Source organism: Silvimonas amylolytica (assembly GCF_014645555.1).
GTDB classification, from domain to species: Bacteria; Pseudomonadota; Gammaproteobacteria; order Burkholderiales; family Chitinibacteraceae; genus Silvimonas; species Silvimonas amylolytica.
The window spans coordinates 547,183-568,564 of record NZ_BMLY01000001.1 but is presented as its reverse complement, the minus strand read 5'-3'; the positions used below and the strand labels follow the sequence as shown (position 1 = coordinate 568,564).

Annotated in this window: 18 protein-coding genes and 3 tRNA genes; 15 read left to right on the top strand and 6 right to left on the bottom strand. The window is 55.8% G+C overall.

Features of this window, described 5'->3' with window-relative positions:
- Positions 1–65: 65 nt before the first annotated feature.
- On the bottom strand, positions 66–638 hold the full coding sequence (locus IEX44_RS02535) for a Yip1 family protein (protein ID WP_229678699.1): 573 nt from the start codon (positions 636–638) through the stop codon (positions 66–68).
- A 243-nt stretch (positions 639–881) separates the two neighbouring features.
- Between IEX44_RS02535 and IEX44_RS02530 the strand changes: the two genes are divergently transcribed.
- From IEX44_RS02530 to IEX44_RS02515, 4 genes are all read left to right on the top strand, one after another.
- On the top strand, positions 882–2,570 hold the full coding sequence (locus IEX44_RS02530) for a glutamine--tRNA ligase/YqeY domain fusion protein (RefSeq protein WP_188688368.1): 1,689 nt from the start codon (positions 882–884) through the stop codon (positions 2,568–2,570).
- Between the two features lie 131 nt (positions 2,571–2,701).
- Positions 2,702–3,184 (top strand): hypothetical protein, encoded by a 483-nt coding sequence (locus IEX44_RS02525; protein WP_188688365.1) that lies wholly within the window; start codon positions 2,702–2,704, stop codon positions 3,182–3,184.
- A gap of 218 nt (positions 3,185–3,402) precedes the next feature.
- Complete coding sequence (gene hemE / locus IEX44_RS02520; protein ID WP_188688363.1) at positions 3,403–4,470, top strand: uroporphyrinogen decarboxylase; 1,068 nt, start codon at positions 3,403–3,405, stop codon at positions 4,468–4,470.
- 324 nt (positions 4,471–4,794) lie between these two features.
- Positions 4,795–6,981 carry a primosomal protein N' gene (locus IEX44_RS02515; RefSeq protein ID WP_188688361.1) on the top strand — a complete coding sequence of 729 codons (2,187 nt, stop codon included), beginning with the start codon at positions 4,795–4,797 and terminating at the stop codon, positions 6,979–6,981.
- 68 nt (positions 6,982–7,049) lie between these two features.
- On the opposite strand, the gene IEX44_RS02510 is transcribed toward IEX44_RS02515, so the two are convergent.
- From IEX44_RS02510 to gspL, 4 genes are all read right to left on the bottom strand, one after another.
- Positions 7,050–7,388: a P-II family nitrogen regulator gene (locus tag IEX44_RS02510; RefSeq protein ID WP_184097295.1), complete on the bottom strand. Its 339-nt coding sequence runs from the start codon at positions 7,386–7,388 to the stop codon at positions 7,050–7,052.
- 81 nt (positions 7,389–7,469) lie between these two features.
- Positions 7,470–8,189 carry a type II secretion system protein N gene (gene gspN / locus IEX44_RS02505; RefSeq protein ID WP_188688360.1) on the bottom strand — a complete coding sequence of 240 codons (720 nt, stop codon included), beginning with the start codon at positions 8,187–8,189 and terminating at the stop codon, positions 7,470–7,472.
- The gene (locus tag IEX44_RS02500; protein ID WP_188688357.1) at positions 8,186–8,659 is read right to left on the bottom strand and encodes a type II secretion system protein M; all 474 of its coding nucleotides are present in this window, start codon (positions 8,657–8,659) and stop codon (positions 8,186–8,188) included. The genes gspN and IEX44_RS02500 overlap by 4 nt, the downstream gene beginning before the upstream one ends.
- A complete protein-coding gene (gene gspL / locus IEX44_RS02495) occupies positions 8,656–9,747 on the bottom strand; it encodes a type II secretion system protein GspL (RefSeq protein WP_188688355.1) in 1,092 nt (363 codons plus the stop codon). The genes IEX44_RS02500 and gspL overlap by 4 nt, the downstream gene beginning before the upstream one ends.
- Before the next feature lie 261 nt (positions 9,748–10,008).
- Between gspL and IEX44_RS02490 the strand changes: the two genes are divergently transcribed.
- From IEX44_RS02490 to IEX44_RS02445, 10 genes are all read left to right on the top strand, one after another.
- Positions 10,009–10,093 (top strand) — tRNA-Leu (locus tag IEX44_RS02490).
- Positions 10,094–10,192: 99 nt separating this feature from the next.
- Positions 10,193–11,506, top strand: a complete 1,314-nt coding sequence (tig, locus tag IEX44_RS02485; protein WP_188688353.1) for a trigger factor — start codon at positions 10,193–10,195, stop codon at positions 11,504–11,506.
- Between the two features lie 67 nt (positions 11,507–11,573).
- Positions 11,574–12,200, top strand: coding sequence for an ATP-dependent Clp endopeptidase proteolytic subunit ClpP (clpP, locus tag IEX44_RS02480; protein WP_188688351.1), 627 nt, complete (start codon positions 11,574–11,576; stop codon positions 12,198–12,200).
- An 84-nt stretch (positions 12,201–12,284) separates the two neighbouring features.
- Complete coding sequence (clpX, locus tag IEX44_RS02475; protein ID WP_188688349.1) at positions 12,285–13,580, top strand: ATP-dependent Clp protease ATP-binding subunit ClpX; 1,296 nt, start codon at positions 12,285–12,287, stop codon at positions 13,578–13,580.
- A 223-nt stretch (positions 13,581–13,803) separates the two neighbouring features.
- A complete protein-coding gene (lon, locus tag IEX44_RS02470; RefSeq protein WP_188688347.1) occupies positions 13,804–16,233 on the top strand; it encodes an endopeptidase La in 2,430 nt (809 codons plus the stop codon).
- A gap of 85 nt (positions 16,234–16,318) precedes the next feature.
- A complete protein-coding gene (locus tag IEX44_RS02465) occupies positions 16,319–16,591 on the top strand; it encodes an HU family DNA-binding protein (RefSeq protein WP_184097309.1) in 273 nt (90 codons plus the stop codon).
- Between the two features lie 45 nt (positions 16,592–16,636).
- Positions 16,637–16,713: transfer RNA gene (locus IEX44_RS02460), tRNA-Val, on the top strand.
- Positions 16,714–16,777: 64 nt separating this feature from the next.
- Positions 16,778–16,854, top strand: a tRNA-Asp gene (locus tag IEX44_RS02455).
- A gap of 139 nt (positions 16,855–16,993) precedes the next feature.
- Positions 16,994–18,844 carry a peptidylprolyl isomerase gene (locus tag IEX44_RS02450; protein WP_188688346.1) on the top strand — a complete coding sequence of 617 codons (1,851 nt, stop codon included), beginning with the start codon at positions 16,994–16,996 and terminating at the stop codon, positions 18,842–18,844.
- A 276-nt stretch (positions 18,845–19,120) separates the two neighbouring features.
- Complete coding sequence (locus IEX44_RS02445) at positions 19,121–19,318, top strand: hypothetical protein (RefSeq protein WP_188688344.1); 198 nt, start codon at positions 19,121–19,123, stop codon at positions 19,316–19,318.
- A gap of 26 nt (positions 19,319–19,344) precedes the next feature.
- Here IEX44_RS02445 and IEX44_RS02440 read toward each other — a convergent pair whose 3' ends face one another.
- Positions 19,345–20,142 carry an enoyl-CoA hydratase-related protein gene (locus IEX44_RS02440; RefSeq protein ID WP_188688342.1) on the bottom strand — a complete coding sequence of 266 codons (798 nt, stop codon included), beginning with the start codon at positions 20,140–20,142 and terminating at the stop codon, positions 19,345–19,347.
- A 280-nt stretch (positions 20,143–20,422) separates the two neighbouring features.
- Here IEX44_RS02440 and IEX44_RS02435 point away from each other — a divergent pair, with 280 nt between their 5' ends.
- A complete protein-coding gene (locus IEX44_RS02435) occupies positions 20,423–21,319 on the top strand; it encodes a dienelactone hydrolase family protein (RefSeq protein ID WP_229678698.1) in 897 nt (298 codons plus the stop codon).
- Positions 21,320–21,382: the final 63 nt, after the last annotated feature.

Sequence of the window (21,382 nt, the reverse complement as noted above, 5' to 3'; positions counted from 1 at the left end):
CCGGAAGAAGTCCGGAAACAGGAGAAACGCAGGCTATCAGGTTCGGTACCGGCCCGCCAAATGCATCAGCGGATGATCACTGGCAGCGCGGCAATCACCCCCAGGATGGCCCAGGCGCCGGCGCCAATCCACATCGTCAGCCAGGTCATGTCACGCGTGTCTTCATCACGCGGGTGCCCGAGCATGGCTGGAATGCCGTGGTACAAGAGCATGCAGGCGATCGCAAGGCCTAGCACACCGCACAGCAAATTAAAGGCCACGACCGGTACAAACAGCGTCAATGAAGACAGCCACAGCGGCACCGCTGCCAATGTGGCCAGCAAATAACTGCTGTCTTGATCTGAATGTCCAACCAAGGGGCGGGATAACAAATCAATGACCCAGGCCATGCCGCGTACGGTGATCAGTTCCGCTGCAAAGAACACCAATGCGGTAATCACCCAGTAGTTGAGTGAGACGCTTGGCGCATAAAAACTGCCGTGACTCATGCCTGCCCAGCCAATCATCAATGTTGGCAGGATAGAGAGCGGTAACACCAGTTTGAAAAAAGTGTCACGTCTGGTGGGGTGGCGGGTTCGTAGTTCATCCCAGCCCGCATGATCGGAAACCAGCATGTGGGAATACGCAGAGATTTTCATCATGTCCTCCAACGTGTCACAAGTTGCGCAGGGCAAAACGGCGCATGTGTTGGACATGTCATGACGACGGAATATCTGGTTACCCACTGTTTTTGTGGGAAAAATCCGATGAGCAGTAGCGCTGTGTTGGCCGGTCTGGACATTCTGTTGCAAGCCCGTGGCTGATTGTGTTCGCGCAAGACCGGCGTTGGCGCGGTTTTCGGCTACAATCTTTCCTTTCGATCTTCACGAATTGCATTTGTCATGAGCAACGACGCCGCACCGGTTATGAGCAATTTCATCCGCAGCATCATCGACCACGACCTCACCTCCGGCAAACGTGCCTCTGTAGTGACGCGTTTCCCGCCAGAGCCCAACGGCTACCTCCATGTGGGTCATGCCAAGTCGATCTGTCTGAACTTTGGCATTGCCCAGGATTACCAGGGCGAATGCAACCTGCGCATGGATGACACCAATCCGGAGAAGGAAGAAGACGAATACATCAACGCCATCCAGGAAGATGTGCGCTGGCTGGGCTACGAGTGGAAGGGCGAGGTACGCTACGCCTCGAATTACTTCGACCAGCTTTACGCCTACGCCGAAGAACTCATCAACGCCGGCAAAGCCTACGTGGATGATCTGACGCCGGAAGAAATGCGTCAGTATCGCGGCAATCTGAACGAGCCGGGCAAAGAAAGCCCGTACCGCAGCCGTACGCCGGAAGAAAACCTGACGCTGTTCCGCCAGATGCGTGACGGCGCGTTCGCGGATGGCAGCAAGACACTACGCCTGAAGATCGACATGACTTCTGGCAACATCAATTTGCGTGATCCGGTGATCTACCGTATTCGCCGTGCGACTCACCATCAGACCGGTGACAAGTGGTGCATCTACCCGATGTACGACTACACCCATTGCATTTCTGATGCGCTGGAAGGCATTACCCATTCGCTGTGTACGCTGGAATTTGAAGACCACCGCCCGTTGTATGACTGGGTGCTGGACAACATCACCATTCCGGCTCACCCGCAACAGATCGAATTCTCTCGCCTGGAGCTGCTGAGCGTAGTGACCTCCAAGCGCAAGCTCAAGCAACTGGTCGACGAAAAACTGATGACGGGCTGGGATGACCCGCGCATGCCGACCATCACGGGTATGCGTCGCCGTGGCTATAGCCCGGAAGGCATTCGCTTGTTTGCACAACGTGCTGGTGTATCCAAAACCCCGAACGTGGTTGATTTTTCCTCGCTGGAAGGCGCCGTGCGTGAAACGCTGGAAGAAACCAGCCCGCGCGTGATCGCCGTGCTTGATCCCATCAAGGTTACGCTGACCAACTTCGAAGAAGGCGTGACTGGCAGCCGGAGCGCACCCTTCCACCCGCATCATGAAAACATGGGTGAGCGTGAAATCCCGATTGGTCGCGAGCTGTACATCGAGCGTGAAGACTTTGCTGAAGTGCCGCCGCCCAAGTGGCAGCGCCTGACGCTGGGTGGCGAAGTGCGCCTGCGTTACTCCTACGTGATCAAGTGCGATGAAGTGATCAAGGACGCTGATGGCAACGTGATAGAGCTCAAGTGCTCGATCGACCCTGAAACGCTGGGCCAGAACCCGGTCGGCCGCAAGGTCAAGGGCGTGATCCACTGGATTGCCGTACATCACGCCATTGAAGCTGAAGTGCGTTTGTATGACCGCCTGTTCACCGAAGCCCGTCCGGATGCGGTGCGCGGCGAAGACGGCGAATATGTGGACTTCAAACAGTTCATTAACCCGAATTCGCTCAAGGTTATAACTGGCTACGTCGAACCGGCCGTGCGCGAAGCAGCGCCAGAGACCCGTTACCAGTTTGAGCGTCTGGGTTATTTTGTGACCGATCGCAAGGATCATGTTGCAGGCGGCAAACCGGTGTTTAACCGCACCGTCACCCTGCGTGATACCTGGGCTGCCAAAGAGTAAGTTGCTGGATTTGCAAGCAGGCTGCTTGCCTGCGTTGTGTTCAGGAAAACTGCCGGGCCGGTGATATGAAACCGGCCCGGCAGTTTGTTTATGCAGAGCCAACCATCAAAAGAATGGAGCAGGGGATGATCATGAAACGCACTTTGGCGGCGCTGTTGCTGGCCGCCGGTACCTGGACTGCACATGCAGCTGACGTGATAATCGCGCCGAATGACGATGCTCAGGATGAGGCCGCCGCAGCACCGGCAGATGCCAGCGCAAAGCTGCCTTTGCCCAAGTCCATTTATCGCGGCCGCGTAGGCGAAGCGCCGGTACAGGTTGTTTTTGGTTTTCTCGGTGATCACGCTTCCAACGAAGTTGGTTTGTTCGACTACAGCAAGCTCATACTCACCCAGCGTGCCAGTGGCAAAACCCTGCAACACGCTGAGGTGGATGTCACCATGAACGGGGCGCTGGAAGCATCGCGCAGTGCGCTGCGCTACCACCTGGTGCTCGACTATGCGGATAAAACCTGGTTTATTACCGCCGCGCGCCAGGACTGGCAATGTGCCGGCGGTAAAAGCTGGACACAGCGGCCATGCAAAATGGCTACACCGCAGCCCGAAGAACAATAAAGCAATACAACAGTAAAGCAGCGCGCCAATGCCGGTTTGTGCTTGGCACGCCGGGTCTGGCCCGGTATGATCCGTGCCCCCGCGTGCTGGCGCTTTTGACGGCGCTTTCAGATCACCATGCTCGCCGGCCCGGCATTTGGGCCAGTGCGACAAGATGTTATCCTGCACGGCGCCGGTGTTGTCTGCTGGCCGTTGCCGGAACCACAACAGGTTGAGCCATGACTGCACAATTGAAGAACGACGTTTTCCTGCGCGCCCTGATGCGTGAGCCGGTGCCGTACACCCCGGTGTGGCTGATGCGCCAGGCCGGACGCTATCTGCCGGAATACCGTGCCACGCGTGCTCGCGCGGGCTCGTTCCTCAGTCTGTGCAAATCCAGAGAACTGGCAACGGAAGTCACGTTGCAACCGCTTGAGCGTTTCCCGCTGGATGCCGCCATCCTGTTTTCTGACATCCTGACGGTGCCAGATGCCATGGGCTTGGGGCTGTCGTTTGCAGAAGGGGAAGGGCCGCGCTTTGCCCACCCGCTGCGTGAAGAAAGTGCTATCCGCAAACTGGCGGTGCCTGATGTCGGCGCGGAACTGCAATATGTGTTCGATGCGGTCAGTTCGATTCGCAAGGCGCTTGATGGCCGCGTACCGCTGATTGGTTTCTCCGGTAGCCCGTTTACATTGGCCTGTTACATGATCGAAGGCAGCGGTTCTGACAGCTACAGCAACGTCAAAACCATGTTGTATAGCCGCCCGGAATTGCTGCACCACATCCTGGACGTGAATGCGCGGACCGTGATTGATTACCTGAATGCGCAGGTAGCCGCAGGCGCGCAGGCACTGATGATTTTTGACACCTGGGGTGGCTCGCTCGCTGCGGGCAAATACCAGGAGTTCTCTCTGGCTTACATGCAACGCGTGGTGCAGGGTTTGACGCGTGAAGCGGAGGGTCGCCGTGTGCCGGTGATCCTGTTTACCAAGGGCGGTGGCCTGTGGCTGGAAGACATGGCCGCGACCGGCTGTGATGGCTTGGGGCTGGACTGGACCGTTGACCTGGGTGCTGCACGTCAGCGGGTTGGCAGTCAGGTTGCCTTGCAAGGAAACTTTGATCCGGTGGCATTAATGGCCTCACCCAATGCAATTGAGGGTGAAGTGGCGCGATTGCTGGCTTCGTATGGTTCAGGCACTGGCCATATCTTTAATCTTGGCCACGGAATTAGTCAGTTTACCCCGCCTGATAATGTAAGCATTTTGGTAGAAAGTGTGCATAAGCTTTCAAAAAGCTATCACTCGTAATTCTGCTGGCATTTACTGATTTCTCTTGAAATCAAGAACCTGGCTTTGAAAGCAAAAGCTTGCAATATGTCTGTAGCATTTACTTATGCACACGGAAAAACAGGGATCAAACCGCTTTGTCAAGCCCTGATGACAATCCAGTGTCAAAACAATACAAATAATCTAACTTGTTGATTTTATTCGTATTTTTATTTTGGTTTAAAAAATAGGCAATCCAGCCTACATCTTGTTGTAACGCGGGTTTCACAGAGTTTCCCGCAAGTTCTTCACAAAGTTATCCACAGAAGCTGTGGGTAGTTTTCCGTGGCATATTTTGGTGCCTGAATGCCCGAAGTTTACTTACAAGTTGCGCTGGATGTGCCATTACAGCGCACATTCGATTATCGCCTGGAAGGTGAATCGCCAATTCCTGGACTCAGGGTGATCGTGCCATTTGGCCGCCAATTGCTGTGTGGCGTGATTATCAAGGTCAATTCGGAATTCGCGGGTACAGCCGGGCTGAAGGTCGAGCAGCTCAAACTGGTGCAGCAAGTGCTCCATGACATGCCGCCGTTGCCCCGGCATGTGCTGGCGTTGTGCCGCTTTTGCTCTGACTACTATGCCTGGCCTTTGGGACAAGTGATCGCGGCGGCGTTGCCAGGTGCATTTCGCCAGCCTCAGCCTTGGCAAGGCGGAAAAGAGCTGTCCTGGTATGCCGCCACCGATACTCAGGCGCTGGTTCAGCAGATTCCGGCCCGGGCACATCGGCAGCGCGCGCTGGCTGATCTGCTCGCAGCACCACGTAGTCTTGACGAAATCCGGGCGCTATCTGCGAGCGCCACAGGCTGGTTAAAAGCCTGGCAAGAGCAAGGGCTCGTTACTGAAGTTGACGCGCCCATGCCGGCCCATGGCGCGCCGGTTACGCCCGAGTTACCGGCGCTGACCGATGAACAGCGCGTGGTGCTCGAGCAGTTGAACGCTGCCGATGGTTTTGCCCCTTTCTTGCTGTTTGGTGTGACTGGCAGCGGTAAGACGGAGGTGTACCTGCGTGCCATTGAGCAACGTCTGGCTGCAGGCGGTCAGGTGCTGGTGTTGATTCCCGAAATCAATCTGACGCCGCAGCTCGAAGCGCGCTTTAAAGCGCGGTTTCCTGAGGAGCTCATGGTCTCGCTGCATAGCGGCCTGGCCGATGGGGAGCGCACCCGAAATTGGTTGCTGGCCGCGCAAGGTCGTGCGCGTATTGTTCTCGGAACGCGACTGGCCGTGTTTGCTCCCATGCCGGATCTGGCGTTGATTGTGGTCGATGAAGAGCATGATTTGTCTTATCGGCAGCAAGAGGGTTTTCGTTATTCGGCGCGTGATGTCGCAGTTTATCGCGCGCATCAGGCCAGCGTGCCGGTCATTCTGGGAAGTGCAACACCCAGTATGGAGAGCTGGCGCAATATGCGCGAATCGCGTTATAGACTGCTGACACTCACACAGCGGGCGATAACTGGCGCGAAGCCGCCGCAAATCCAGTTGTTATCTACGCAACAGCTGCGCCTGTTTGATGGTCTGACCCAAAACGCGATCAACGCGATGCGAGAAACCCTGGGGCAGGGTGGCCAGGTGCTGGTATTTATCAACCGGCGTGGTTACGCGCCGGTCCTGGCATGTCACGAATGTGGCTGGATCGCCAGTTGCAAACGCTGTACAGCGCGACTTGTTCTGCATCGGGAAGATCGCCGTTTGCGTTGCCATCATTGCGGCTGGGAGAGTTCACCGCCGGCGCATTGTCCAGATTGTGGCAATGCCGATCTGCAGCCGCTTGGCTTTGGTACCCAGCGGTTGGAAGAGACGTTGGCGGGGATGTTTCCGGATACGCCGCCATTGCGCATTGATCGTGACAACACGCGGCGCAAGGGGAGTCTGGATGCCATGTTGCAGCAAATCCACAAAGGGGAAGCACAGCTTCTGGTGGGGACGCAAATGATGGCCAAGGGGCACGACTTTGCCAATCTGCAACTGGTGGTCGTGTTGAATGCCGATGCTGGATTGTTTTCTCTGGATTTTCGCGCGCAGGAAAGGCTCTACGCCTTGCTGCTACAAGTGGCTGGCCGTGCCGGGCGGGCTGGGCAACCGGGCAAAGTATTGATCCAGACCCGCTACCATGATGACCCTTTCTACCCGATGCTGATCTCTGGGGATTATGCCGCGTTCGCCGATCGTACATTGCAAGAACGCAAAGCTACCGCCTTACCGCCGTATTCCACCTGGGCCATGTTGCGGGCAGAAGCTAAAGATCTGCAGCGGGCCATGGCTTTTCTGCGGGAAGTGCGGGAGCGCTGGCGTGGTTTCTCTGGTCTGCATATGGCGCAGCCCGTTCCCGCTTTGATGGTGCGCAAGGCTGGTTGGGAGCGCGCACAGGTCTTGATTTCTGCCCAGCGCAGACCGGCCCTGCAAGCGGCATTGCGAGAAATGCTGGAGCAACTGGGTGCGGAAAAGCACCCTGGCGTACGCTGGGCGCTTGATGTTGACCCGGTAGATGTTTAACGGAAGCAGAAAACTAAAAAGTCCCGCTTGCGGGACTTTTTAGTTGGGCGACATGCCACGTCAGTGGCTTAGATCGCGTCTTCGTCGTGTTCGCCGGTGCGAATGCGGATGGCTTGCTCGACCGTGTAAACAAAGATTTTACCGTCGCCAATCTTGCCGGTACGGGCTGCGTTCTGGATGGCTTCAAGTGCAGCATCCAGCTTGTCATCGCTCAGGACAACTTCAATTTTGATTTTGGGCAGAAAATCAACCACATACTCGGCACCACGATACAACTCCGTGTGGCCCTTCTGGCGGCCAAAGCCTTTCACCTCAGTGACGGTCAAGCCAGAAATGCCAAGATCAGAAAGCGCTTCGCGCACGTCGTCCAGCTTGAACGGTTTGATGATCGCATCGATTTTTTTCATTGGTTTTCCTGAATGGCGTCGTGTCGCCACGTTGATGTCGTCAGGTGGCCTTTGCCACCGCCCAATTCTAGCAGGTGGTACTCACTGACCGCCAAGCTTGATGGTGTGCCCACTACCCATCCGGTCCAAAAGGCTGGTGAACAGCGCTTCTTTGCCCTTGGTGGGGGTGAATGTCAGAGAGCCAGTCGGCCCATTGTTGGTGATCTGCCCGTTGCCAGAAATCGACAACAAACCGCCCTGCGGCGAAATCTGCCAGTTTGGCGTGTTGCCGGCCTGATTGATGGTGATGACATAGTTGCCAAACGGATTGGCTTGCGGCGTCACCATGGAAGTCGCGTCGGTCAGTTGCATGTTGATCTGTTCCAGATGTGCGGCGCTGATTTGCGGCGCGCGCACTTGCAGGCGACCACCCAGGCGGAACGGGGAGAGCATCTTGACCTGCGCAAACAACGGCGCCGCCGGCATGTTCAGCGCAACTTGCTCCAGCTTCCAGCCGCCAAGCCCCAAGACAGCGCGTGCCTGGCCGGGTTCGTTGCCATCTTTGGTGTCAAGTTGCCACGCTAGTTGACCGCGTAACAAGGCGGCGGGCTGCAATCTCCAGCGCACATCTTGCAGCAAAAGCTGATCACCCAAGCCCAATTGACCGACGCGGCCTTGCCATAACGAGCCGGTTACATCACCAGCTTTAACCGGGGCCGGTATCGCGCTGGTGAGCAGAACAACCGGTAGACGGAACAAGGCAAACACAACAAAAAAGGCGATCCCGAGCCACAACAAGGGATGTTTCAAACGGGCTTTCATCGTTGCACCACCGCAGAAAAATGCACGATGCCATTGTTCTGGGCGCCGTTTGCATCAAAGGACGCCACATGCGCGCCGGTCTCACGGGGCAGGGCGCCCAGTAAATCAAGCACCTGCGCGAATTCAGCCTGCGGTGCATCAATGCGGATCTTGTTATCAGGCAGGGCCTGAAGGTCGGCCTTGATGCCATGCTGCTGCAAACTGGAAGACACAGCCTGGCGCAGATCATCGGTACGGGCAACTGTGGGCCCGCCTTTCAGAAGTTGCAGATCGTGTTGCATTTGCGCCAACTGGGATTGCAGTTGTGGTACACGCTTTTCCAGTTGGGCGCGTTGTGTGACCAGGGGTTGCCATATCCCGAGATAGAGGATGGCAAACGTGATCACCGCCGCGCAAGCGCTAAGCATGGTGCGTTCGCGGGCATTGCGGGCAAGCCAGAACTGCTGCGCGCGGGCGAGATACTGGTTCATTTCTGGCCCCCTTGAATGCGCAGAACGGTATTGTTGACCGATCCCGGTTGTGAGTCGACCTTAAAGCCGGCGCCAGCGAGTTTTTGTTGGAGTGCCGGGGCGTCGTTACTCGCCAGTTCCATTTGCAACTGGCCGTTTTCAAATTGCAGTCGCTTCAACTGCGTGCCGCTGGCAACGGCGTCGATCCGCTGCAGCATGGCCGTAAAGTCAGTGCCCGTTGCTGTAGTGCCCTGGCCGACCCCGGCGGCTTGCAACTGGCTTTGCAGTTGCAAAACCGGATCAACAATTGGCGTGCCCGGAAAAGCGGCGGCGAAGGTCTGGCGCAATTCACGTTGCAGCGCGGTTGCTTGCTGGCGCAATTGCCACCAGTCCCATGCGCTGGTGACCGTCATGACAACCAGTAATGCAATGAGGATGCCTGCCGTGCGCTTGAATCTTTTCGGATCAAACGGCAGGGAAAAACTGGGTGTTAGTTCGCCTTGCAGCAAATTGATGGCGCCGTGGCGTGGCTTGTCACCGCAAACATCGGGCCACCGGGCTTGCTTTACTGGCTGATCGGCCAGCCACTGGTCCGCGATCGCTGCGGCATCAAACCAGACGCTTTCATCCTGGCGAGCCAGCAGGACACCCTCTTCAGTATCCAGGCGTTGCCATTCATCTTCGGCCGGTAACAAATCGACCAGCGCCCATGCGGCACGCACGACAATGCCTTGCGCGCGGAATAAATCCAGCCACTGCTGTAGCCAGGCTTTATCGCAAGCAATGACGCGCGTCTGGCCGGTGCTGGTGTCGCCGATGCCGAAATGACGCACCTGGCTGCCCAGCATGCGGTCATCCAGTGCGTGCGGCACCAGGGCGCGCAGGCGCTGCGGCGATTGTTTGGGTAGCTCCAGCACATGCCACGAGTACGCTGCCGGCAACAAGACCAGTTCTACGGCAGGCGCGGCAGGCAGGTGAGAGAGGCTGGATTGTCCGGAATACAACTTGCCTGTTGCATCAATGCCGCACCAGTGCAGACGTGTATCGAGAGACGCCGCGCCTGAAATCATCACGCGCAGCAAAACGGGGTCGGGAAAAGCAAGGCTCACGGATACGATCACTTGTCCAGGGCAAATGGGTACCCCGCGACAGGCGGGGAGAGGTTCAGGCGTGCTTTTTACCTGAATAACCCGGGCAGAAGTATGACATAAAGCGCCAAAGCGAACGAAACCGCCCAGAGCGTGTTTGTTTTTCGTGCAACATATCCTTTATAATCGCGGTTTGACCTGGATTTACGGATCGTACGCGCTGGGCGCATTGCGATCGGTTGCCAACGGCAAGCGCCGGTTTGGCAGGTTCAGTTCCCTAAAGCGAGCGTGGCGGAATTGGTAGACGCACTGGATTTAGGTTCCAGCGCCGCAAGGCGTGGGAGTTCGATTCTCCCCGCTCGCACCACAAGGTTTTTATTTTAGAGAGACCCGGATTCCCCGGGTCGCCCTGGCCCAAGCGGTGCTTGTTGGCCGCACTGAATCAATGTGAAGGATGGATCAACACATGCAAGCTCAACTGGAAACCCTGGGTGCGCTCGAACGTCGCCTCAGCTTCTCCGTACCGCGTGACCTGATTAATCAAGAGGTTAGCGCCCGCCTGAAGCGCGTCGCCAAGACTGCCCGTGTCGACGGTTTCCGTCCGGGCAAGGCTCCGATGAGCATCGTTTCGCAACAATATGGCTTCCGCGTTCAAGAAGAAGTCATGGGCGAAACCGTTGAGCGTTCGTTCGGCGAAGCTGTGCAAGAGCAAAAGCTGAGCGTTGCTGGCTACCCGCGTTTCGAGCCGAAGGAAGGTTCTACCGCTGAAGGCGATTTCGAATTCGTCGCGACCTTCGAAATCTATCCGGAAGTGGTTGTTGGCAAGCTCGATGGCGTGGAAATCGAAAAGCCGGTGCTGGATGTGTCCGATGCCGAAATCGACAAGACGCTGGATATCCTGCGCCGCCAGCGCACCCGTTACGAGCGTGTCGAGCGTGTTGCTGCTGACGAAGACCGTGTCATTATCGACTTCAAGGGCACCATTGACGGTGAGCCGTTTGAAGGTGGTTCTTCCGACAATTACGCGTTCTTGCTGGGCAAGGGCCAGATGTTGCCTGAGTTCGAAGCCGGTATTCGCGGCATGAAGGAAGATGAAACCAAGGACGTGGAAGTGAATTTCCCGGCCGACTATCACGGTAAAGATGTGGCTGGTAAAAAAGCCGTGTTTGCCATCACCGTGAAGAACGTTGCGCAAGCCATTCTGCCGGAAGTGAACGTTGACTTCGCCAAGAGCCTGGGTATTGAAGACGGCGACGTCGCCAAGATGCGTGAAGAAGTTAAATCCAATCTGGAACGCGAAGTCCGTTTCCGCTTGAAAGCCCGTGCCAAGGAAAGCGTGATGTCCGCGCTGATCGACGCTACGCCGGTCGAATTGCCCAAGGCGCTCGTTGGTATGGAAATCGGTCGTTTGGCAGAGGCTGCACAAGCCGACTTGAAACAGCGCGGTATTGATCCCAAATTGGTACCGTTCTCCCCGCAAATGTTCGAGGCGCAAGCTCGTCGTCGCGTACATCTGGGCCTCGTACTGGCAGAAGTGGTCAAGGCAAACAGCCTTGAAGCCAAGCCGGAACAGGTCAAGGCCATCATCGAAGATCTGGCACAGAACTACGAAGACCCGGCCGACGTGGTGGGCTGGTACTATGAGCAGCGTGACCGTTTGGCTGGCCCGGAATCCATGGCGCTGGAAGACAACGTGGTCGCGTTTGTGCAATCGAAGGGCAAGACTGTCGAAAAGACGGTCTCCTTTGAAGAACTGATGGGCCAACAGCAACAAGCTTGATCGGCCCGGATCCCCGGTTTGGGGTGTCCGGCCAGGATGGCGGATACCCAAACTGAAGAGGAAAACCATGCAACGACCGGAATTTGAACCCCAAGGCCTCGGATATATTCCGATGGTTGTTGAGCAAAGCGGCCGCGGTGAGCGTTCTTACGACATTTATTCGCGTCTGCTGAAAGAACGGGTGGTGTTTCTGGTCGGTCCGGTGAACGATCAGACCGCCAACCTGGTGGTTGCCCAGCTCTTGTTCCTTGAATCGGAAAACCCGGACAAGGACATCTCGCTGTATATCAATTCTCCTGGCGGTTCGGTGACAGCCGGTCTCGCCATCTATGACACCATGCAGTTCATCAAGCCTGCTGTTTCCACATTGTGCGTGGGCATGGCGGCGAGCATGGGGGCATTCCTGCTGACTGCGGGTGAGAAAGGCAAGCGTTTTGCCTTGCCACATTCCCGCATCATGATTCACCAGCCGCTGATTGGCGGCTTGCAAGGTCAGGCATCGGATATCGAAATTCACGCTCGCGAACTCTTGAAAACCAAGCGTACACTGAACGAGCGTATGGCGTTCCACACTGGCCAGTCGCTCGAAACCCTCGAGCGTGATACGGATCGCGACAACTTCATGAGTGCTGAAGAGTCCAAATCCTATGGTCTGATTGACGAAGTGCTGGTGAAGCGGGCAGGCACGGCCTGATCCGGTAATCCATTCTGACCGCCAGACTGTCATACATGCTGGCGGTTTTATTTTTTTCTCGCTCTTCTTCCAAGAGGGGGGGATATGACTGACAAGCCCAAAGACAAATCCAAGGAAAAGCTGCTGTATTGCTCGTTTTGCGGCAAGAGTCAGCATGAAGTGACCAAACTGATCGCTGGTCCGCAGGTATTTATCTGCAACGAGTGTATCGAACTGTGCAACGACATCCTCACCGAAGAAGGCACTGCCCAGATTGGCGCTGCGGTTGAACCGCAAACTCCGACTGGCAAGCGGCTGCCGCTGCCGACAGAGATCCGCGATACGCTGGATCAATATGTCATCGGTCAGGAGCGTGCCAAGAAAATCCTGGCTGTGGCGGTTTACAACCACTACAAGCGGCTCTCTACCAAAGGTGAGAAGACCGCGGGTGGTGATGTTGAACTGTCCAAGTCCAACATCCTGCTGATTGGCCCGACAGGCTCTGGCAAGACCTTGCTGGCGCAAACCATGGCCAAAAAGCTGGATGTACCCTTTGTGATTGCCGATGCCACAACGCTGACCGAAGCCGGTTATGTGGGCGAGGACGTCGAGCACATCATCGCCAAGCTGCTGCAACAGTGTGATTACGACATTGAAAAAGCCCAGCGCGGTATTGTGTATATCGATGAAATCGACAAGATCGCCCGCAAGAGCGAGAACCCGTCGATTACGCGTGACGTGTCCGGTGAAGGCGTGCAGCAAGCGCTGCTCAAGCTGATCGAGGGGACGGTTGCCTCCGTGCCGCCGCATGGTGGCCGCAAGCACCCGAACCACGAAATGCCGCAGGTCGATACCACCAACATCCTGTTTATTGTGGGTGGTGCGTTTGAAGGCCTGGCCAAAATCATCCGCAATCGTTCGGAAAAAGGCGGGATTGGTTTTGGTGCTGAGGTTGCCAGCAAAGAGGACCAGACCACGATCGGCAAGTTGCTGCATGACGTAGAACCGGATGATCTGATCCGCTTTGGTCTGATCCCGGAATTCGTTGGCCGCGTACCTGTCATTGCAACGCTGGATGAATTGGATGAGGCTGCCCTCGTCAATATTCTGACCGAGCCGAAAAACGCCCTGGTCAAGCAATACCAGCGCCTGTTTGAAATGGAAGATGTAAAGCTGGATATCACGCAGGAAGGTCTTCAAGCCATTGCCCGCAAGGCAATGGAACGCAAGACTGGCGCGCGTGGTTTGCGCTCGATTCTGGAGTCATCCTTGCTGGATACCATGTACGAACTGCCAGCGCTGGAAGGCGTTGCGCGTGTGGTGGTTGATGACTCGGTGATTCTGGAAGGTGCGCAACCGCAACGCATTCCTGCTGAGCCGGCTGAGCCAGCTGCTGCCTGATCTCATCATTTTTTAATGATGCTCTGAAAAGATTGCGCATCTGCAGGTGCGCAAGCATTTCTTCAATGCTGCCAGACCCTTAGCGGTCTGGCACTTTGCTTTTTACGCTTGCCCAAAGCCGGAGGGCGGGCAGATTCTCTGGCTAAATGGCAGGCAAACGTTGAATTTCAGCGCTGCAAGCCACATTATTGATCCAGTTCCCACTCAACACAGGGCTCTCAAAATGTCAGAAAACCACGCATTGCCCGCTGAAGTCGCCAGCTTCCCCATGTTGCCGCTCAGAGACGTCGTCGTCTTTCCGCACATGGTGATTCCGCTGTTTGTGGGCCGTCCCAAGTCAATCCGTGCGCTGGAAGCCGCCATGGAGGCTGGCCGTCATATTCTGTTGGTCGCGCAAAAGAATGCGCAGAAAGATGAACCTGCGATGGCAGACATCTACCCCGTTGGTACGATCGCAACGGTCCTGCAATTGTTGAAGCTGCCTGACGGTACCGTCAAGGTGCTGGTTGAAGGCCTGCAGCGTGCCGATATGCTCAGTCTCAAGGACGAGGATGGCTACTTTAGTGCGGAAGCGTTGCCGCATGAGCCGGGCGAAGATGAGGGCCACGAGGCAGAGGCCATGCGCCGTGCCTTGCTGTCTCAGTTCGACCAATACGTCAAACTGAACAAGAAGATCCCGCCAGAGGTGCTGACTTCCTTGTCTGGCATCGAGATTGCCGGTCGCCTGGCAGATACCATTGCAGCCCACCTGCCGCTCAAGCTTGAGCAAAAGCAGGCCATTCTGGAAATGGGTGACGTCAAGCGCCGGATGGAACACCTGCTCAAGCAACTGGAAACCGAGCTGGACATCCTGCAGGTAGAAAAGCGCATCCGTGGCCGCGTCAAGCGCCAGATGGAAAAGAGCCAGCGCGAGTACTACCTCAACGAGCAAGTCAAAGCTATTCAGAAAGAACTGGGTGAGCTGGACGAAAATGCGGATCTTGATGAGCTTGAAAAGCGTATCAAGAGTGCCGGCATGAGCAAAGAAGCGCGCGAGAAGGCTGAAGCCGAACTGAAGAAGCTGCGCATGATGTCACCCATGTCGGCTGAAGCGACCGTGGTGCGTAATTACATCGATACCATGCTGGCCTTGCCCTGGAAGAAAAAGACCAAGATCAGTAAAGATGTGGCCGCTGCCGAAGACGTGCTCGATACCGAGCACTATGGCCTTGAGAAGGTCAAAGAGCGCATTCTTGAGTATCTCGCCGTGCAAAGCCGTGTAGAGAAGCTTAAAGGCCCGATCCTGTGCCTTGTTGGCCCTCCTGGCGTGGGTAAGACTTCTCTGGGCGAATCTATCGCCCGTGCCACGAACCGCAAGTTCGTGCGTATGGCCTTGGGTGGTATGCGTGATGAAGCCGAGATTCGCGGCCACCGTCGCACGTATATCGGTTCCATGCCGGGTAAAATTCTGCAATCCATGACCAAGGCCGGCGTGAAGAATCCGCTGTTCTTGCTGGATGAAGTGGATAAGATGGGCGCGGATTTCCGTGGAGATCCTTCGTCGGCGTTGCTGGAAGTGCTCGATCCGGAACAGAACAACTCGTTCAGCGATCACTACCTGGAAGTCGATTACGATCTCTCGGACGTTATGTTCGTTGCTACGGCCAACACCCTGAACATTCCTCCTGCGTTGCTGGACCGGATGGAAGTCATCCGTTTGTCTGGTTATACAGAGGACGAAAAGGTCAATATCGCGCTCAAATACCTCGTGCCCAAGCAAATGAAGGCCAACGGCGTGAAGGAAGGCGAGTTGGTGATTCAGGATGCCGCCGTGCGCGATATCGTGCGTTACTACACGCGTGAGGCTGGTGTACGTAGCCTTGATCGCGAAGTGGCCAAGATTTGCCGCAAGGTTGTGAAGAATCTTTTGCTCAAGCCGTCTGACAAGAAACAACAGGTTAACCCCAAGAATCTGGATAAATACCTGGGTGTTCGCCGTTTCGATTACGGTATGGCAGAGCAGCAAAATCAGGTAGGCCAGGTGACTGGCCTGGCATGGACTGAAGTGGGCGGCGAATTGCTGACCATTGAAGCCGTGAAGTTGCCGGGCAAGGGAAAGGTAATCCAGACCGGCAAACTGGGTGAAGTGATGCAGGAATCAATCCAGGCCGCGCTGTCGGTAGTCCGCAGTCGGGCGGCGCAATTGGGCATAGATCCTGAGTTTTATCAAAAGAACGACATCCACATTCACTTGCCAGAAGGCGCTACTCCGAAGGACGGCCCATCTGCCGGTATCGCCATTGCAACAGCCATGACGTCGATCATGACCAATGTGCCGGTGCGTTGCGATGTGGCAATGACGGGTGAAATCACCCTGCGTGGCGAGGTCTTGCCAATTGGCGGCCTGAAGGAAAAACTGCTGGCGGCACATCGTGGCGGGATCAAGCATGTGTTGATCCCGGAAGGTAACGTCAAGGATTTGATTGAGATTCCTGACAACGTCAAGCGTGGCCTCACTATCCATCCGGTCAAATGGTTTGACCAGGTGTTGGGACACGCACTTGAAAGCCAGCCCGAATCGGCCACTGGCAAAGCTGATAACGCAGAAGAGATCGTGGCGCAAGCCAGCGATCGCCCAAGCGTGGAAACGGGCACACAGCCCACCAAACACTAGTTGACACGTGTTTTTGCCGCTTGCTATAAAGCTCAAGCAATCGGCTGACCGGACCTATCCAACCAGAACGAAAGGGGACACATAAGTGAATAAATCCGAACTGATCGACGCTATCGCCGAATCCGCAGGCCTGTCCAAGGCTGCTGCTGGCAAGGCGCTTGATGCCACCATCGAAGCTGTTTCCAAAGCCCTGCAAGGCGGCGATGAAGTAACGCTGGTTGGCTTTGGCACTTTCTACGTTGCCGAACGTGAGGCACGTAACGGTCGCAATCCGCGCACCGGCCAGACCATCGAAATCGCTGCTGCAAAGCAACCGAAATTTAGGGCTGGTAAATCCCTGAAAGATGCAGTACAATGATTGTCTTTGCTGCTTCGGGTAAATAACGAAGCAGTATAAGACCGGGGGTGGTTAGCTCAGTTGGTTAGAGCGCCTGCTTCACACGCAGGAGGTCGGTGGTTCGAATCCACTACTACCCACCAAAAAAAGCGATGCATGAAAGTTGTTGCAAAATACAAAAAGCATGCTATAATCGCTGTCTCTTCTGGAGCGGTAGTTCAGTTGGTTAGAATACCGGCCTGTCACGCCGGGGGTCGCGGGTTCGAGTCCCGTCCGCTCCGCCAGATGAATCAAAAAAGCCAAGCGAAAGCTTGGCTTTTTTGTTTTCTGCCCCACAAGTCACTCTTTTGTCACAACGAACCGAGACGCATCGTCCGCGTTCTGGCATCATACGGCGCGAATCTCTTTTGGAGCGTTGTGTTCATGTTTGATCTGGTGCAAAAAAATAAAACGGCTGCACAGCTCATTCTGGGTGTTGTCTCGTTGGGCCTGATCATCGGTTTTGGTTTGTCCAGCTATACCGCCATGGAAGGTGGCCCTAACTGGCTAGCCAAAGTGGGTGGCAAAACAATCACTGAGGCCGATGTCGCGATGGCTACGCGCGGCCAGTTCATTTCGGATGACCAGAAGCCCGAAGTGGTGCAAAACCTTATCCGCCGTCAATTGATTCTGAATCAGGCGCAATCGCTGCGTCTGACGCCATCCGCCGCGCAACTCCGTGACGCGATTGCTGCCATCCCGGCTTTCCAGGAGAACGGACAATTCAGTCCGAAACGTTACCAGGAAATGCTGGCTTCTACCCAAAGAACGCCGGAAGGCTTCCAGCAGGAAGTGGCGAATGATCTGGCCTCTCAGCAATTGGTATTGCCGTTCGCTCAAGCGTCCATCGCTTCCAGAACAACGGTGGATCATCTGATTGCACTGCTCACGGAAAAACGCGAGATCGCCGTGGCAGTACTCAAGCCGCAAGACTATATGAGTCAGGTGACCGTGAGCGATGCCGAGGTCAAGCAATTCTATGACCAGCACCAGGCTGATCTGAAAGCGCCGGAAATGGTGCGTGTCGAGTATGTTGTCCTGTCCAGGGCGCAACTGGCTGCCCAACAGACCGTGTCTGATGATGATGTGCAAAAGTATTTTGATGCACACAAGAGCGAGCTGACGCAAAGCGAAGAGCGCGAAGCCTCCCATATTCTGATTCAGTCGCCAAAGACTGCCCCGGCTGCCGACCGCGCTGCGGCCAAAGCGAAGGCCGAAAACATCCTGAAGGAAGTAAAGGCCAATCCGTCACGTTTTGCTGAACTGGCCAAGTCGAATTCGGATGATCCTGGCTCTAAGGACAAGGGTGGGGATCTGGGCTGGAACAGCCGTGGTCGCATGGTCAAAGCTTTTGACGACACCGTGTTCTCGCTCCAGCCGGGTGAAATCAGCAACGTGGTTGAAACCGAGTTCGGCTATCACATCATCAAACTTGATGGCGTGCGCGGGAATTCGCTGGCTGATCTGAAGCCGCAAATTGTAGAGAAGCTCAAGAATGATAAGGCGCAGAGCCTGTATCAGACTCAGGCTGACAAGTTCAATGAAGTGGTTTACCAGCAGGCCGACAGCCTTAAGCCCGCAGCGGATCAGTTCAAATTGAGCGTACAGCAAAGTGGCTGGATTACTCGCAAGGGTGCTCAGGACGCTGTGCTGAACAATGCCAAGCTGTCTGACGCCATTTTCAGTGATGATGTGCTCAAGAAAAAGCACAACTCAGAAGCGGTAGAAGTTTCGCCGGGCACGCTGGTGTCTGCGCGTGTGGTCGAGCATAAAGACGCTCAGGTCCCTCCGCTGGCTACTGTTGCGCCGGATATCCAGGGTCGTTTGAAGAATGAGAAGGCGGCCAAGCTGGTTTCGGCAGATGGCGCCAAAAAGCTGGCTGCATTGCAGAAGGGCGAAAGCGTCAACGTGGCCTGGGATGCCCAGACCAAGGAAGTAGCCCGCATGAGTGGTGATCCGTCGATCTCTCCTGATCGTATGTCCGCGCTGTTTGCCGCTCCTGCCAACAAGCTGCCGGCTTATGTGGGGGGTGATGATGCCCCAACGGGCGGCTACATCCTGTACAAGGTCAACAAGGTATTGCCGCAGCAGGAAATTTCCCCAGCGATGCGTGCGCAGCTGACGCGCCAGATTGAGGGTGCTTATGGTGAAGAAGCGCTGGCGAATTATCTGAAGAGCTTGCAGGATGGCGCCAAGATTGAAATGCGCGCCGCCAAGGCCAAGGATACTCAGTAAGCAAAGCTGTCTGAAAGCATTTCAGAAAGCATGGAAAGCGGGCTTCGGCCCGCTTTTTTTGTTTGTTTTTGCCTTTTTGTCAGTTTTTGTGGTGGTTTTTATAAGGCTTGTGAAAATTTTTACAGATTGAACTGCTACCGGTCGGATTTGTGGCAGCAAAAGCGCAACAAAGTGTGATTTGGGTCAAAAGACCATTGAATTTTTTGGTAAAGGGGCGGATATATCGAGGTGAGAGATCAATTGATTTCTTATACCCGCTGACGGAGGTTAATAACCATGATGGCAATCTTTGACATGGAATCGGGTGCGAGCATGATCGAGCCGGCGCAATACGAGGCCGATTTTTCGCAGTCTGCAACAGACCTCCAGTTCAATCGCCAGCCACAAGTGGCTTTGCGTTTGATGACCGTAGAAGAAGCTAAAGCGACTGAATCGGCGCGCCATGCGTCGCCGCAATACCATCCATACGCTTGAACTCAAGTGGAGCCGGTTGCGGCCGGTCAGTCTATATGGGGCACCCACCAGGGTGCCCTGTTTTCACTCAGCGCAGCAATACCTTCCCTGGCCTCTTCCCGCGTGCGCATGTGCGCAATCCGATGCGCCGTATCCGACAGCAACGAATCATCAATCGCCCGCCACGCCACCGTGGCAATCAGGCGTTTGGCCGCGCCGACCGCGTGAGGACCGTTAAGTAGCAAGTGATCCAGCCAGTCTTTGATCTGGCGGGCAGCGTCGGTTTCATCTTCCATCACTTCGTGAATCAATCCGCAATGCGCGGCTGCGCCCGGGCCGAAGCGCTCGGCGGTCAAAAAATAGCGTCGCGCTGCGCTGGTGCCGATTTTGCCCACGATATACGGAGCAATAATGGCCGGCACCAGACCAATCCGGGTTTCGGGCAGGCAGAACCAGGCCTGGCTGGTGGCAACAACCATGTCGCAACAGGCGATAATCCCTACACCCACACCCATCGCAGGTCCATTGATTTGCGCGAGGACGGGGGCCGGCAGGCGATCAAGCGCTTGCATCATGCGGGCAAGACGCAGCGCCTGCTCAAAATTATCGTGCTGTTCTTCATTGCTCATGTGCGCCAGCCAGCGCACATCGTTGCCAGAGCAGAAGGTATCGCCATCCGAGCGCAAGACAAGTGCGCGTAGATGCGGGTTTTGGGCCAGCGCAGCCAAAGAAGCGGTCAATTCCGCAACCAGAATGTCATCGACCGAATTGCTGGTTTCGGGCCGGCTGAAGGTGATGGTGGCTACCCCGGCAGGATCCATTTCAAGACGGAGAGTATCGCTCATGCCGTTGTCCTTGCTGAATGCCACAGCCCGATGGGGCTTACCTCATTGATTTAGCGTATAAAAGATGGGATTTCCAGTTGATTGGGTCACACTGGACAATCCGTTGGCATAAACACACATTCAGTTACAAGAGCCGTTGTGATAAAGTTCGCCGCTAAATCCCGGCATGCCCGATTGCGGTGCACGTGTGATTGCGCTCGGCGCATTCCATGGGCACGGCGCAATGGCCGTTGCGACAACAAACATTTTGCGTATCCGCTTTGTGACTGATCGAATGAGGTTGTGGTTTTCCCCCGTGTTGCTGGTGCTCGTGTCCGGCTTCGTGCTGTTGGCACAACCTGCAAGGGCAAATCGTGTCGAAATCCCGGGCGTTGGCGGGGTAACACTCACCGCTGAATACACACCGCCCCCTTCCGGCAATGTCAACGCACCTGGCATGCTCCTTTTGCATGACTGCAGCGGGCTGTGGGTCAAACCTGGTGTTATGGCGGCAAGGCCAGCGCGTATGGCCGGCTTGCTGCAAGAACTGGGTTATGGCGTCTTGATGGTCGACAGTTTTGGCCCGCGTGGCGTACATGAAGTGTGCACCACGCCTAGTCATGATCGGCCGGTTAATGTGCAGCGCCGCGCAGAAGATGCACAACGTGCGATCAACTGGCTCAAGGCCCGCAAGGAAATCGACAGCAGCCGGATTGCGGTACTGGGCTGGTCGCAAGGCGCAACCACCGTGTTGTCTCTGATGAATTCGGATAACCCGGGCGTACGTGCCGCAGTGGCGTTTTATCCATCCTGCGCACCGTTCCTCAAATTATCCCAACGTTATCAACCTGCCGCGCCTACATTGGTGCTGGCTGGTGAGGCGGATGACTGGACGCCGGTTGAGCCCTGCCGAGATCTGGTTTCGCACTCTGGTATGGATACCTTCCGCCTTGTCAGTTACCCGGAGGTCTTTCACGACTTCGATGATCCGGGTGTGGATGTACATGTGCGCAAGGACATCCCCAATGAGCAGCACCCGGGGCAGGGTGTGACGGTGGGCTACAATCAAGCCGCGACCGACGATGCCTATCGCCGGGTTTTCAAATGGTGCTCACGCTGGCTGGATCCATTCCATACTTACCCGTATGAACAGCGCACATCGCGTGCACCCACGCCAACACCCGTCAAAAAGCAATGATTTGATGTTGCCGGCCTTGCTTTAATCAAGGTTGATGCATTGCCAGCCGGGCAAAGTGTGAGT

Coding starts and splice junctions, on each gene's coding strand:
- IEX44_RS02535 (WP_229678699.1), bottom strand. CDS start 638: ATGAAAATCTCTGCGTATTCCCACATGCTGGTTTCCGATCATGCGGGC.
- IEX44_RS02530 (WP_188688368.1), top strand. CDS start 882: ATGAGCAACGACGCCGCACCGGTTATGAGCAATTTCATCCGCAGCATC.
- IEX44_RS02525 (WP_188688365.1), top strand. CDS start 2,702: ATGAAACGCACTTTGGCGGCGCTGTTGCTGGCCGCCGGTACCTGGACT.
- hemE (WP_188688363.1), top strand. CDS start 3,403: ATGACTGCACAATTGAAGAACGACGTTTTCCTGCGCGCCCTGATGCGT.
- IEX44_RS02515 (WP_188688361.1), top strand. CDS start 4,795: ATGCCCGAAGTTTACTTACAAGTTGCGCTGGATGTGCCATTACAGCGC.
- IEX44_RS02510 (WP_184097295.1), bottom strand. CDS start 7,388: ATGAAAAAAATCGATGCGATCATCAAACCGTTCAAGCTGGACGACGTG.
- gspN (WP_188688360.1), bottom strand. CDS start 8,189: ATGAAAGCCCGTTTGAAACATCCCTTGTTGTGGCTCGGGATCGCCTTT.
- IEX44_RS02500 (WP_188688357.1), bottom strand. CDS start 8,659: ATGAACCAGTATCTCGCCCGCGCGCAGCAGTTCTGGCTTGCCCGCAAT.
- tig (WP_188688353.1), top strand. CDS start 10,193: ATGCAAGCTCAACTGGAAACCCTGGGTGCGCTCGAACGTCGCCTCAGC.
- clpP (WP_188688351.1), top strand. CDS start 11,574: ATGCAACGACCGGAATTTGAACCCCAAGGCCTCGGATATATTCCGATG.
- clpX (WP_188688349.1), top strand. CDS start 12,285: ATGACTGACAAGCCCAAAGACAAATCCAAGGAAAAGCTGCTGTATTGC.
- lon (WP_188688347.1), top strand. CDS start 13,804: ATGTCAGAAAACCACGCATTGCCCGCTGAAGTCGCCAGCTTCCCCATG.
- IEX44_RS02450 (WP_188688346.1), top strand. CDS start 16,994: ATGTTTGATCTGGTGCAAAAAAATAAAACGGCTGCACAGCTCATTCTG.
- IEX44_RS02445 (WP_188688344.1), top strand. CDS start 19,121: ATGATGGCAATCTTTGACATGGAATCGGGTGCGAGCATGATCGAGCCG.
- IEX44_RS02440 (WP_188688342.1), bottom strand. CDS start 20,142: ATGAGCGATACTCTCCGTCTTGAAATGGATCCTGCCGGGGTAGCCACC.